The following is a 12,743-nucleotide window of genomic DNA, read 5'->3' on the forward strand; positions in this document are numbered from 1 at the left end:
CGTCTCAGCACCGCGTGTAGATCGCGAACCGACGGCCCGGGCTGCGGCCGCGGAACCGCAGCTCCGACGGCACCCGCTGTGTCACCGTGGCCGGTGCCCCGACCCCCGCGGTGAACGACCCGTAGGCCGCGTTGTGCAGCAGCCGGAAGCCCTGGGGGAGCAGCACCACGCCGGGGCGACGGCGCTCGTCGAGGTCGCTGCGGGCGATCACCCGGTCCTCGTGACCGCCGACGAGCCAGCGCGTCACCGGCAGGAGCTTGTGGGTCGGCACCGCGATCGGTCCGCAGGCGCGAGCGCGGCGGACCGCGGGGGTCCGCAGCGCGGCGGCGAGGTCGCGCTCGACCGCCACGCGGAAGCGCAGCTCCGACGCCGCGGAGGCCGGGTGCAGGCGCGTCGCCAGGAGGCCGCCCGCCGTCGCGAGGACCGCGACGGCGGCCAGCGCGACCCCACGCCGCGCGGCGAGGACCAGTCGGCCGCCGGTCGCGACGAGGTGCCCGGCGTAGACCAGCAGCACCACGGCGAGCACCGCCGCGTATCGGGGCACCTGCGCGGACACGCCGCCGACAACCAGGGCGCAGAAGGTCAGCAGCCCCAGTGCGCCCGTCCCGAGGAGCACGAGGTCCGTGCGCGACGGGGATCCGCGGCGCAGCGCGAGCACCAGACCGGCGAGCCCGGCCGCGAGGACCGGCGGCTTGAGCACCTCGCGCAGCGCGCCGTACACCGACTCCGGCAGGTGCAGCAGCCCGCGCGTGCGCCCGAGGTCGCTGGCCGCGTCGGTGGTGTACGTGAACGAGAACAGCGGGTTCCCCGTGACCACCAGGTCGGTCAGAGCCCACAGGACGGGTGCGAGGGCGACGAGCACGCCGCGGCGCACGATCGCCGCGGGCGGACCGCCGAGCCACAGCGCGTAGGCGCCCGCCATCACCCACGCCTCGGGGCGCAGCAGGCCCGCGGCCACCAGCAGCACCCAGACGATCCCGCCGCGGCGTGGCCGCTCCGCCTCGAGCGCCGCGGCCCAGATCACCAGGGCCACGAACGGGACGTCGAGGAAGCCGAAGGCCGCGTAGAACCCGAAGTTCAGCCGTGTCAGCAGGAGGCCGGCGGCGACCACCCCCGCGGCCGGTCCGAACACGCGCGCCCCGAGCCGGTACGTCCCGACCGCCAGGGCGACCAGCGCGAGCACGGTCACGAGGGTCATGCCGCGGCCCGCCTGCTCGCCGAGCGGGGCGAGCAGCACCGAGAGGGCCAGCCACAGCGGATGCTCCGTCGGCGCGTGGAAGCCGTCGAAGGCCGGCATGCGCCCGGCGAGCACGTCGCGGCCCCAGACCAGCGAGGCGAGCGAGTCGTAGGTGGGCGCCACCGGGTAGCGGATCCACGCCCACGCCGCCAGCACGAGCAGGGCGGCCGACGCGAGCACCGGGGCGGCCCGTGCCGCCCGGGCGCTCAACGCGCGAGGACGCGCCCCAGCGTCCACGGGAAGGCGCTGCGCAGCTCGACGAGCCGGCCGTGGCCGGCCAGCAGGCGCGACGCGTCGGCACGCGAGAAGTGGTGGACGTGGCCCGGGGTGTTGCCCAGCCGTCGCAGGTGCGCGCCACGCGCGACGTTGAGGATCCGCCAGAGCGGCTCGCGGGGCACGGTCACGACGATGCCCGCGCGGCTCACCCGCAGCGCCTCGCGCAGCGCCGCGTCGGCGTCGGGGACCAGCTGGAGCATCTCGACGAGGCAGACGAGGTCGAAGGACCCGTCGTCGAACGGCAGGCGGGTCGCGTCGCCGGTGACGAACTCGAGGTCCGGGCGCGCCGCCCAGTGCGGACGCAGCTTCGGCACGTCCAGATCGAGTCCGACCGCCCGCTCGACCCCGGGCAGCGCGGCGAGGTGCGCGGTGACCACGCCCTCGCCGCAGCCGACCTCGAGCACGGTCCGCGGGGCGGCCGGGACCACGAGCCCGTCGAACGCCGTCCAGAAGCCGCGCAGCATCCGCCGCACGAGCGGATTCCGTGACCCGTACTTGTCGTACGCGTTCCCGGAGTACGTGTCCGGTATCGATCCTTCCGTCATCGCCGCGATGATGGCACCATCTGCGCCGTGGGTCGCGCATTGCTGATCGGGGGCGCGGGCTTCATCGGTGCGCACCTCGCCCGTGAGCTCGTGTCCCGCTCCACCGCGGTCGCCGTCCTGGACGCCGACCGCGACTACCGGCCCGGCGGCGACGCCGCGGCCGCCGCGACGCGCGCCTGGCGTCGACGATCCCTCCTGGCGGACGTCGACGTCCGCCGCGGCGACGCCGCCGACCCGCTGCTCCTCGCCGGGCTGCTGCGGGAGCTGCGCCCGGACGTGGTGGTGCACCTCGCCAACCTGCCGCTCGCCGCGGTCGCCGCCCGCGATCCGGACCTCGCGCGGACGGCGATCGTCGACGTGACCGCCACCGTCGCGCGCGCCGTCGTCGCAGACACCGGACGGCCGCGCCTGGTGTACGTCTCGTCGAGCATGGTCTACGGGGACTTCGTGCACGACCCGCAGCCCGAGGACGCGATCCTGCGGCCGCTGGAGCCGTACGGGCGCGCGAAGCTCCTCGCCGAGCAGCTCGTGCGGGCCGCGCCGGTGCCGTGGACGATCGTGCGCCCCTCGGCCGTCTACGGGCCGGGAGACGCAGGCGGGCGGGTCCTGCAGCGGCTCGTCGACGCGGCACGGTCGGGGACGCCCTTCACGCTGCGGGCGGATCCGCGCACGCGCCTGGACTTCACGTGGGTGGAGGACCTCGCGGTGGGCATCGCGGACGCCGCGGCGAGCACCGCGGCGGTGGGGGAGACCCTGAACCTCACCGCCGGCCGCAGCCGCTCCCTCGCGGAGGCGATCGCGGCGATCCGCGACCTCGGCCACGACCTGGAGGTCCGCACCGCCCCCGGCGGGCGCCGGGTGCCGCGTCGCGGGACGCTCGACATCGGACGTGCCCGCGCGCTCCTCGGGTTCGCTCCGACGCACGCGCTCGAGGACGGCCTGTACCGCTACCTGCGTCACGCGGAGCTCGTCGCGTGACCCGGGTCCCGTTCTTCGCCGGCGCGCGCACCTGGGCCGAGCACGGTGCGCGCCACCTGGAGCTGATCGGTGCCGCGCTGGCGGATGGCCGTGCACTCCAGGCGCCCGCGGTCGCCGCGTTCGAGACCGCGCTCGCCGACGCCTGCGGTCGCGAGCACGCGGTGGCCGTCGGGTCGGGCACGGACGCGCTCGCGTTCGCGCTGCTGGCCGCCGGTGTCGGTCCGGGAGCGGAGGTCCTGGTCCCCGCGGTGTCGTTCGTGGCGTCGGCCTCGTGCGTGCTGCGCGTCGGCGCCGTGCCGGTCTTCGTCGACGTCGACGGGCACGGGCTGCTCGACCTCGACGACGCGGCGCGGGCGCTGTCCCCGCGCACGCGCGCGCTCGTCGCCGTCGACCTCTACGGCCAGCCGGTCGACGGCGACGCGTTCGAGGTGTTCGCGGCGGCGCACGACCTCGTCCTCGTCGAGGACGTCGCGCAGGCGCTCGGGGCGCACTGGCGGGACCGCCCCGCGGGGTCCATCGGCGCGGTCGCCTGCTGCTCGTTCGACCCGACGAAGAACGTGTCGGCGCCCGGCAGCGGCGGTGCCGCCCTCTGCGACGACCCGGAGCTGGCCGCCCGGCTGCGCCGGCTGCGCTGGCACGGCCGCGACGCGGACGGCCTCCACGCCGAGCTCGGCTACAACTCCCAGCTCTCGACCGCCTGCGCGGTCGTGCTCCACGACAAGCTCGCGCTGACCGCGGGGTGGACCGAGCGTCGTCGCGCGATCGCGGCCGCCTACGACGATGCGCTCGCCGACACCGATGCGCGACCGCTCGGCGTCGCACCCGGCCGCAGCCACGTGTTCCACAAGTACGTGCTGCGCAGCCCGGACCGCGACGGCCTCCGTGCGCGCCTGGACGACGCCGGGATCGACACGCTCGTCCACTATGCCCGGCCGCTGACGCGCCAGCCGCTGTTCGCCGCGGGCCCCGGCGTGCGCCCGTGCCCAGCGGCGGAGCGCCTCTGCTCAGCCGCGCTGTCGCTGCCGATCCACGCCTACCTGGACGACGACGAGGTCGCCAGGGTCTGCGCGGCCCTCGCCGCGTAGTCGCCGCGGTCGCCCAGCACGACGAGCCCGCCGCGGGCGGGGGAGACGGTGATGTGCCGGCGCAGCGGCCCCTCGCCGCCGTCGCCGACGGCCTGCACGGTGCGGCGGCGCAGCAGCTCGCGCAGCACGATCCGCATCTCGAGCATCCGAAGCTCATCCCCAGGCAGCGCCGGCGGCCGCCGCCGAACGGCACGAACGTGTAGGTGCCCGGCGGCCGCTCCAGGAACCGCTCCGGCCGGAAGCGGTGCGGCTGCGGATAGATCTCGGGGTCGTGGTGGATGAGGTGGACGTTCGCGGTGATCGCGCACGTGCCCGCCGTGTAGCGGTGACCGCCGAGCTCGACGTCGCGGTGCACCGCGCGCGGCTGGGCGAAGAGGAGGACCGGGCGCATCCGCAGCCCCTCGTTCAGCACCGCGGTCAGGTACGCGTCGTCACCGGCGTCCGCCGCCCGGACCGCCGCCGCGAGCACGTCGGGGGTGCGCGCCAGCCGCTCGAACGTCCACGCCAGCTGCGAGGCGGTCGTCTCGTGCCCGGCGACGAGCAGCGTCATCAGCTCGTCGGCGATCTCGTCGTCGGCCATCGGCCGCCCGCCACCGGCGTCGCCGTGCCGTGCGCCGAGGAGCATCGCAAGGACGTCGTCGCCGTCGTGGTCGCGGTCGGCGCGCCGGGCGCGGATCTCCTCGTGCAGCAGCGCGAGCGCCTCGCGACGGACCCGCAGGAACCGGCCCCACGGGGAACGCCGGCCGAGATCGCGCTGCAGCGCCGGCAGCATGTTCACGGGCGCCGAGCCACGCTCGAGATAGTCCGTGAGCACGGTCTCGAAGCGCTCGAGCCGCGGACCGGCGCGCAGGCCGAAGATCGCGCGGAGGATTACCCGCAGCGTCAGCAGCTGCATCCGCGGGTGGAGCGCCACCGGCTCGTCGCGGGGCAGCTCGTCGACGGCGCGCGCGGTCAGCTCCTCGAGCGCCTCCGTGAGCGCGGTCATGCGGTCGCCGTGGAACGCCGGCAGCATCATCCGCCGCTGCTCCAGGTGCGCGTCCTCGTCGAGTACCAGCACCGAGTGCGAGCCGAGGATCGGCTCGAGGATCCGGCCGCCCTCCCCGGGGTGCAGCACGTCCGGCGGTGCCGTGAACAGCTCCTTCACGTGCGCCGGATCGGTCAGGCACACGATCGGGGCGCCGACCTTCAGCCGCAGCGTGAACGTCGGGCCGTACCGCTCCCGGCACTCCTCGAACAGCGGGACGGGCGCGCGCAGCCACCGCAACGTCTGGACGAGCGGCGGGGCGGAGGGGCCGGGCGGCAGCATCCGCGCAGGGTAACGCCGGGCGGTGGGGCGGCGACAGGGGCGATTCCCTACCATCCACGGACCGTGATCTCGACGATCCTCAGCACGTTCACCGTGGCGGAGATTCGCAAGAAGCTCCTGTTCACGATGATGATCCTCGCCCTCTACCGGGTGGGCGCGCACATCCCCGTGCCCGGAGTGAACCTGGAGGCCGTGCAGTCGGTCCAGGAGAACTTCGGCGGCGGCGGCGTCCTGAACCTGCTGAACACCTTCAGCGGCGGCGGCCTGTCGCAGTTCGCGATCTTCGCGCTCGGGATCATGCCGTACATCACGGCGTCGATCATCCTGCAGTTGCTGACCGTCGTCGTCCCGTCGCTGGAGAAGCTCTCCAAGGAGGGCGAGGTCGGGCAGGCGCGCATCACGCAGTACACGCGCTACCTCACGGTCGGCCTCGCGTTCGCCCAGGCGATCGGCTTCACGTTCCTGTTCCGCAGCTTCGAGGCGGGCGCCGGGCAGTCGGTCATCGAGAACTTCGACACGCCGCACGTGTTCCTCATCGTGCTGTCGCTCACCGCCGGCACCGTGCTGCTCATGTGGATGGGCGAGCTGATCACCCAGCGTGGCATCGGCAACGGCATCTCGCTGATGATCTTCGCGTCGATCGTCAGCGGCCTGCCGAACGGCATCAACGCCTGGTGGAACAGCCCCGACCAGGTGTTCCGCGTGATGATGCCGTTCCTCGCGCTCGCCGTCATCGCCGCGATCGTCTTCATCCAGGAGGGGCAGCGCCGCATCCCCGTCCAGTACGCCAAGCGCGTCATCGGGCGCCGGATGAGCTCCGGCGGGCAGACCTACCTGCCGCTGCGCGTGAACATGGCCGGCGTCATCCCGGTCATCTTCGCCGCCTCGATCATGGCGTTCCCGCCGACCGTCGGGCAGCTCATCCAGCAGCCCTGGGCGCAGGACCTCTCGACGTTCTTCAACCCGTCGGACGCGCCCTACCTGATCGGCGAGACGATCTTCATCATCCTCTTCACCTACTTCTACACCGCGGTCACCTTCAACCCCGTGGACCAGGCCGAGAACCTGAAGAAGTACGGCGGCTTCATCCCCGGCGTGCGGCCCGGCCGGCCGACCGCCGAGTTCCTCGACCGGGTCCTCGCGCGCCTGACGTTCCCGGGCGCGCTGTACCTCGCCGCGGTCGCCGCGTTCCCGACGCTGCTCATCAACCAGACGAGCGCGAACTTCTTCTTCGGCGGCACGTCGCTGCTGATCGTCGTCGGCGTCGCGCTCGACACGATGAAGCAGCTCGAGGCGCAGCTGATGATGCGCAACTACGAAGGCTTCCTGAAGTAGATAGGGTCCCGCGCCCCGTGACCGAGCTGAACCTCATCCTCCTCGGCCCTCCCGGGGCCGGCAAGGGCACCCAGGCCGAGCGCATCCTCGCGGACTTCCCGCAGATCGCGTACATCTCGACCGGGAACATGCTGCGCGCCCACGTCGCCGACGGCACCGAGCTGGGCAAGGAGGCCAAGTCCTACATGGACTCCGGCGGCCTCGTGCCCGACGAGCTCGTGACGAAGATGGCGCTCGACCGGCTCGCCCAGGACGACACGCGCGACGGCGTGCTGCTCGACGGCTTCCCGCGCAAGGTCACGCAGGCCGAGGCGCTCGCCGGCTCCGGCCGCAAGCTCTCCGGCGTGCTGCTGATCGACGTCGACGACGAGGAGATCGTGCGCCGCGTGTCCGGCCGTCGCGTCTCCAAGAGCGGCCGCGTCTACCACGTCGACTTCGACCCGCCCAAGCACGAGGGCCGCTGCGACGTCGACGGCTCGGTGCTGATCCAGCGCGACGACGACAAGCCCGAGGTCGTCCGTGAGCGGCTCGCCGTCTACCACCGCGACACCGCGCCGCTGATCGCCTACTACGAGGACCAGGGCCTGCTCGCCCGCGTCGACGGCACCCGCCCGCCGACCGAGGTCCACGACCACATCCGCGCGACGATCGCCACCTGGCGGCTCGAAGAGCAGCTCTGACGCGCGCGCGGCCGCACCGATGATCGTCACGAAGTCCCGCGAGGAGATCGAGCGCATGGCCGCGGCCGGCGCGATCCACACGCGGACGATGAAGCTGCTCGCCGGGAAGATCCGCGAGGGCGTCACCACCGCCGAGCTCGACGCCGCCGCCGAGAAGTACATCCGCTCGCAGGGCGCGATCCCGTCGTTCAAGGGCTACCGGGGGTTCCCGGGCTCGATCTGCGCCTCGCCGAACTCGATGGTCGTCCACGGGATCCCGGGTCCCTACGCGCTCGCGAAGGGCGACATCATCTCGATCGACATCGGCGTCACCTACGACGGCTGGGTCGCCGACGGGGCGGTCACGTTCCCGGTCGGCCCGGTCACGCCCGTGGCCGAGAAGCTGCTCGACACGACGAAGCGGTCGCTGTTCGCCGCCGTCGACGCGTGCCAGGCCGGCAACCGTCTCGGCGACCTCTCCAGCGCGGTGCAGACCGTCGTCGAGGCCGAGGGCCTGAGCGTCGTGCGCTCGCTCGTCGGGCACGGCATCGGCCGCGACATGCACGAGGACCCGCAGGTCCCCAACTACGGGGAGCCGGGCCGCGGCCCGCTGCTGGAGCCGGGCATGGTGCTCGCGGTCGAGCCGATGGTCAACGCCGGGCGGCACATGGTCCGCATGGGCGACGACGGCTGGGCGATCTACTCGCAGGACGGCTCGCTGGCCGCCCACTTCGAGTTCACGATCGCGATCCTGCCCGAGGGCCCGCGCATCCTCACGCCCTGGCACGAGGAAGGGATCGGCGAGTAGCCGCAGACGGCAGGGGGACCGGACGGCACCGTCGTTCGGACCTTTGCTATCTTGCTCCGTCGGTGCGCCGCTGGCGTCGTCTGCCGCGTGCGCGCTCATCCGCGACTGGTAGCGGCAGCCACCACGGCGGCCAGAGCCAGACTTCGCCGGGACACAGCCGAAAGGGATCATGAAAGTACGACCGTCGGTCAAGCCGATGTGCGAGAAGTGCAAGATCATCCGCCGTCACGGTGCGGTGCTCGTGATCTGCCAGAACCCCCGCCACAAGCAGCGGCAGGGATAGAGGAGCTCCACACGCATGGCACGTATTGCGGGGATCAACATCCCGCTCAACAAGCGGATCGAGATCGGTCTGACGTACGTCTACGGGATCGGCCGCTCGACCTCGAACGAGCTGCTGGCGAAGGCCGGCATCGACCCTGACACCTACGTCCGGGATCTCACCGAGGCCGAGGTCACCAAGCTCCGCGACCTCATCGACTCCGACGTCATCGTCGAGGGCGATCTGCGGCGCGAGCGCTCCCAGAACATCAAGCGGCTGATGGAGATCGGCTGCTACCGCGGCCTGCGCCACCGTCGTGGCCTCCCCGTCCGCGGCCAGAAGACGAAGACCAACGCCCGCACGCGCAAGGGCCCGAAGCGCATGAGCGTCGCCGGCAAGAAGAAGGCAGGGAAGAAGTAGATGCCCGCTCCCAAGCGTCCCGCGCGCGGCCGCCGCAAGCCGAAGAAGAACATCCCCATCGGCCAGGCGCACATCAAGACCAGCTTCAACAACACGATCGTGTCCCTCACCGACCGCGAGGGCAACGTCATCGCGTGGGAGTCCGCCGGCGGCGCCGGGTTCAAGGGCTCGCGCAAGTCGACGCCGTTCGCCGCCCAGGTGACCGCCGACGCCGCCGCCCGCAAGGGCATCGAGCAGGGCCTCCAGAAGGTCGAGGTCTTCGTCAAGGGTCCCGGCTCCGGCCGCGAGACCGCGATCCGCTCGCTGCAGGCCGCCGGACTCGAGGTCACCGGCGTGAAGGACGTCACCCCGCAGGCCCACAACGGCTGCCGCCCCCGCAAGCGGCGCCGCGTCTAAGGATTCTCAGATGGCTCGTGATACCGGTGCCCAGTGCAAGCAGTGCCGTCGTGAGGGGCAGAAGCTCTTCCTGAAGGGCGAGCGCTGCCTGACCGACAAGTGTGGCGTCGAGCGCCGCGCGTACCCGCCGGGCGACCACGGCCGTGGCCGCCAGAAGCAGAGCGAGTACCGCGTCCAGCTGCGCGAGAAGCAGAAGGCGCGTCGCTACTACGGCGTCCTCGAGAAGCAGTTCCGCCTGTACTACGACAAGGCCTCCCGCCAGGACGGCATCACCGGCGAGAACCTCCTCGCGCTGCTCGAGCGCCGCTTCGACAACGTGCTCGTCCGCCTCGGCTTCGCCGCGTCGCGCCGTCAGGCCCGCCAGCTCATCCGTCACGGTCACTGGACGATCAACGGCCGTCGGGTCGACATCCCCAGCTACCAGGTGCGCGAGGGCGACGTCATCGCCGTCAAGGCGAACACGCCCGCCGACCAGATCATCCGCGACGCCACCGAGCTCACCGCGCAGGTCCCGGCCTGGCTCCAGGCCGACCACGACTCCCTCACCGCGAAGGTCCTCCGCGCGCCCGAGCGCCGCGAGATCACCGCGCCGGTGCAGGAGCAGCTGATCGTCGAGCTGTACTCCAAGTAGCAGGTGCGCCCGCGCCGCCGTCGCCCGTTCCCGGGGGCGATGGCGGCGCGTCGCACCAGGCGTGCCCGACGAAGCGCGCCGCCCCTGATTCCCCGACGACGTACTGAGGACCCTGATGCTCGACTTCCAGATCCCCCGAATCACCAGTGAGACGGTCGAGGAGAACCGCGGCACCTTCACGATCGAGCCGCTCGATCGCGGCTTCGGCTACACCTTCGGCAACTCGCTGCGTCGCGTGCTCCTGAGCTCGCTGGCGGGTGCTGCGGTCACGAGCGTCCGCATCGAGGGCGTCGCGCACGAGTTCTCCACGATCAAGGGCGTCACCGAGGACGTCACCGACATCGTCCTCAACCTCAAGGGGATCGTCTGCCGGATGCACTCGGACGCGACCGAGGTCGAGGCGCCGCTCGTCGTCACGGGTCCCGGCGACATCACGGCGAAGGACATCGACCTGCCCGCCGGCGTCGAGGTCCTCAACCCGGACGTCCACATCGCGACGCTCGAGAAGAAGACGAAGCTCGAGCTGTACCTGACGATCGGCCGCGGCCGCGGGTACCGCCCGGCGGAGGAGAACAAGTCCCCCGACCAGCCGATCGGCGTCATCCCGATCGACTCGATCTTCTCGCCGGTCCGGCGTGTCGCGTACTCGGTCGAGCAGGCCCGCGTCGGTCAGAAGACCGACTTCGACAAGCTCACGCTCGACATCGAGACCGACAACTCGATCGACCCGCAGGCCGCGCTGCGCGAGGCCGCCGAGATCCTCATCAGCCAGCTGGCGATCTTCACCGACGCCGACCGGATCGAGGAGCTCCGCGCGGGCCCGGGCGGCGCGCTCGACGCGGGCGCGGCCGGTGCCGGTGCCGCGGCGGGTGCCGCGACCAACGGCGCGGCCGGCGGCCCGATGCACGACATCCTCATCGAGGAGCTCGAGCTCGGCGTCCGCTCCTACAACTGCCTCAAGCGCGCCGGCATCCAGACCGTCGGCGACCTGATCTCGAAGTCCGAGGGCGAGCTCAACGCGATCCCGAACTTCGGCAAGAAGTCCATCGACGAGGTCATCGAGACCCTCCACGCGCGCGGCCTGAACCTGCGCGACGACTAGTCAGCACCGAGGACACACACGCCATGCGTCACCAGAAGACCCGTCACAAGCTGAGCCGCTCGAGCGCGCACCGCAAGGCGCTGCTCGCCAACCTGTGCAAGGAGATCATCCAGCACGAGCGGATCAAGACCTCCGAGGCGAAGGCCAAGGCCGTCAAGCCCGAGGTCGAGCAGCTCATCACGCTCGCCAAGCGCGGCGACCTGCACGCGCGCCGGCAGGCGCTCAGCATCCTGGGCCAGGACAAGTTCACGGTCCACAAGCTCTTCGAGGAGGTCGCGCCGCGCTACGCGGAGCGCCCGGGCGGCTACACCCGCATCCTCAAGCTTGGCCCGCGCCGCAGCGACAGCACCGAGATGGTGTTCATCGAGCTCGTCTAGGCGCGGCCCCGCCGCACCAACGTCGGTCCGAGGCCGCTCCCGTCCGGGGGCGGCCTCGTCCGTTCCCTCCCAGGCAGATCTCAGGGACGCCCCAGGGGACTCTCGCGTCCGGACCGCAGGATCCGGCGCATGCGCTCCTCCTCCCTCGCCACCCGGTCCGCGCCGGCCGACCGGCCCGCCCCCGTGGCGCCGTCGACCGCCTGCGTGGAGATCGTCGTCCCCGTCCACAACGAGCAGGTGACCCTCGCCGCCTCGGTGCGGCGCCTGCACGAGCACCTGACCGAGCGCTTCCCGTTCGCCTGGCGGATCGTCGTCGCGAACAACGCGAGCACCGACCGCACCGCGGCGGTCGCCCGCGCGCTCGCCGACGACCTGCCCGGCGTCGCGCTCCTGGACCTCCCCGAGAAGGGGCGCGGCCGCGCGCTGCGCGCCGCCTGGACCCGCAGCGACGCCGACGTCCTCTGCTACATGGACGTCGACCTCTCGACCGACCTCGACGCGCTGCTGCCGCTCGTCGCGCCGCTCGTGTCCGGGCACTCCGAGCTCGCGATCGGCACGCGCCTGTCGCGCAGCTCGCGGGTCGTGCGCGGTCCCAAGCGCGAGGTCATCTCGCGCAGCTACAACCAGCTGCTGCGCTGGACGCTCGGCGCCCGCTTCTCCGACGCGCAGTGCGGCTTCAAGGCGATCCGCGCCGACGTCGCCCGCGAGCTGCTGCCGCAGGTGCGCGACGAGGCCTGGTTCTTCGACACCGAGCTGCTCGTGCTCGCCCAGCGCGAGGGCCGGCGCATCCACGAGGTGCCGGTCGACTGGGTCGACGACCCCGACTCGCGCGTCGACATCGTCTCGACCGCCATGGAGGACCTGCGCGGCATCGTGCGGCTCCTCGCGGCCGCGCGGCTGACCCGCTTCCTCGCCGTCGGCGTCGCGTCCACGCTCGCCTACGTCGTGCTGTTCCTGCTGCTGCGCTCGCCGCTGGACGCCGCGGGCGCCAACGCCGCGGCGCTCGCGATCACCGCGGTCGGCAACACGCAGGCCAACCGCCGCTTCACCTTCGCGATCCGCGGCCGGCACGAGCTCGTGCGCCAGCACCTGGCGGGCGCGATCGTGTTCGTCCTCACGCTCGGCCTCACCAGCGGCGCGCTCGGCGTCCTGCACGGCCTCGACGCCGCACCGTCGCGCGCGGTCGAGCTCCTGGTGCTCGTGGCCGCGAGCGTCTGCGCGACCGTCACCCGCTACGTCGCGCTGCGGACCTGGGTGTTCGCCCGCGAGGGCCGGCGCACGGTGCTGCGCCGCGCCGTCGGCTCGATCGCCCGCGTCGGTCTCTGA

At 72.5% G+C, this 12,743-nt stretch carries 15 protein-coding genes and 1 pseudogene; 12 read left to right on the forward strand and 4 right to left on the reverse strand.

From position 1 onward, the window contains the following. Positions 1 to 4: 4 nt before the first annotated feature. Positions 5 to 1,447, reverse strand: coding sequence for a glycosyltransferase family protein (locus C7Y72_RS21575; RefSeq protein ID WP_146175493.1), 1,443 nt, complete (start codon positions 1,445 to 1,447; stop codon positions 5 to 7). Next, positions 1,444 to 2,058 (reverse strand): class I SAM-dependent methyltransferase, encoded by a 615-nt coding sequence (locus tag C7Y72_RS21580; RefSeq protein WP_107571369.1) that lies wholly within the window; start codon positions 2,056 to 2,058, stop codon positions 1,444 to 1,446. Before C7Y72_RS21580 ends, C7Y72_RS21575 begins: the two co-directional genes overlap by 4 nt. 27 nt (positions 2,059 to 2,085) lie before the next feature. Here C7Y72_RS21580 and C7Y72_RS21585 point away from each other — a divergent pair, with 27 nt between their 5' ends. Beyond that, complete coding sequence (locus C7Y72_RS21585; RefSeq protein ID WP_158276990.1) at positions 2,086 to 3,036, forward strand: NAD-dependent epimerase/dehydratase family protein; 951 nt, start codon at positions 2,086 to 2,088, stop codon at positions 3,034 to 3,036. Further along, positions 3,033 to 4,121, forward strand: coding sequence for a DegT/DnrJ/EryC1/StrS family aminotransferase (locus C7Y72_RS21590; RefSeq protein WP_107571275.1), 1,089 nt, complete (start codon positions 3,033 to 3,035; stop codon positions 4,119 to 4,121). Before C7Y72_RS21585 ends, C7Y72_RS21590 begins: the two co-directional genes overlap by 4 nt. Here C7Y72_RS21590 and C7Y72_RS21595 read toward each other — a convergent pair. Together C7Y72_RS21595 and C7Y72_RS24310 are read right to left on the reverse strand one after the other, a co-directional pair. After that, positions 4,070 to 4,267, reverse strand: a complete 198-nt coding sequence (locus C7Y72_RS21595; RefSeq protein WP_107571276.1) for a hypothetical protein — start codon at positions 4,265 to 4,267, stop codon at positions 4,070 to 4,072. The genes C7Y72_RS21590 and C7Y72_RS21595 overlap by 52 nt on opposite strands. 59 nt (positions 4,268 to 4,326) lie before the next feature. Beyond that, positions 4,327 to 5,481: pseudogene (locus C7Y72_RS24310) on the reverse strand (cytochrome P450); the annotation flags it as partial. A gap of 9 nt (positions 5,482 to 5,490) precedes the next feature. On the opposite strand from C7Y72_RS24310, the gene secY reads away from it, so the two are divergent. The 10 genes from secY to C7Y72_RS21650 all read left to right on the forward strand — a co-directional run bounded on the left by secY (position 5,491) and on the right by C7Y72_RS21650 (position 12,743). Continuing rightward, positions 5,491 to 6,762: a preprotein translocase subunit SecY gene (gene secY, locus C7Y72_RS21605; RefSeq protein WP_107571370.1), complete on the forward strand. Its 1,272-nt coding sequence runs from the start codon at positions 5,491 to 5,493 to the stop codon at positions 6,760 to 6,762. Positions 6,763 to 6,779: 17 nt separating this feature from the next. After that, entirely contained in the window at positions 6,780 to 7,442 is a 663-nt protein-coding gene (locus C7Y72_RS21610; RefSeq protein ID WP_107571277.1) for an adenylate kinase, read from the forward strand. A gap of 19 nt (positions 7,443 to 7,461) precedes the next feature. Further along, entirely contained in the window at positions 7,462 to 8,229 is a 768-nt protein-coding gene (gene map, locus C7Y72_RS21615; RefSeq protein ID WP_107571278.1) for a type I methionyl aminopeptidase, read from the forward strand. Positions 8,230 to 8,398: 169 nt separating this feature from the next. Further along, positions 8,399 to 8,512, forward strand: a complete 114-nt coding sequence (gene rpmJ, locus C7Y72_RS21620) for a 50S ribosomal protein L36 (protein WP_037400725.1) — start codon at positions 8,399 to 8,401, stop codon at positions 8,510 to 8,512. A gap of 15 nt (positions 8,513 to 8,527) precedes the next feature. Next, positions 8,528 to 8,911: a 30S ribosomal protein S13 gene (gene rpsM / locus C7Y72_RS21625; protein ID WP_107571279.1), complete on the forward strand. Its 384-nt coding sequence runs from the start codon at positions 8,528 to 8,530 to the stop codon at positions 8,909 to 8,911. After that, positions 8,912 to 9,307, forward strand: coding sequence for a 30S ribosomal protein S11 (gene rpsK, locus C7Y72_RS21630; RefSeq protein WP_107571280.1), 396 nt, complete (start codon positions 8,912 to 8,914; stop codon positions 9,305 to 9,307). A gap of 10 nt (positions 9,308 to 9,317) precedes the next feature. Beyond that, positions 9,318 to 9,938, forward strand: coding sequence for a 30S ribosomal protein S4 (gene rpsD / locus C7Y72_RS21635; RefSeq protein WP_107571281.1), 621 nt, complete (start codon positions 9,318 to 9,320; stop codon positions 9,936 to 9,938). Between the two features lie 115 nt (positions 9,939 to 10,053). Then, the gene (locus C7Y72_RS21640; protein WP_107571282.1) at positions 10,054 to 11,040 is read left to right on the forward strand and encodes a DNA-directed RNA polymerase subunit alpha; all 987 of its coding nucleotides are present in this window, start codon (positions 10,054 to 10,056) and stop codon (positions 11,038 to 11,040) included. Positions 11,041 to 11,063: 23 nt separating this feature from the next. Further along, positions 11,064 to 11,417 (forward strand): 50S ribosomal protein L17, encoded by a 354-nt coding sequence (gene rplQ / locus C7Y72_RS21645; RefSeq protein ID WP_107571283.1) that lies wholly within the window; start codon positions 11,064 to 11,066, stop codon positions 11,415 to 11,417. Positions 11,418 to 11,546: 129 nt separating this feature from the next. Continuing rightward, positions 11,547 to 12,743: a bifunctional glycosyltransferase family 2/GtrA family protein gene (locus C7Y72_RS21650; RefSeq protein WP_107571284.1), complete on the forward strand. Its 1,197-nt coding sequence runs from the start codon at positions 11,547 to 11,549 to the stop codon at positions 12,741 to 12,743.

The organism is Paraconexibacter algicola (assembly GCF_003044185.1).
In the GTDB taxonomy this organism is placed as follows: Bacteria; Actinomycetota; Thermoleophilia; order Solirubrobacterales; family Solirubrobacteraceae; genus Paraconexibacter; species Paraconexibacter algicola.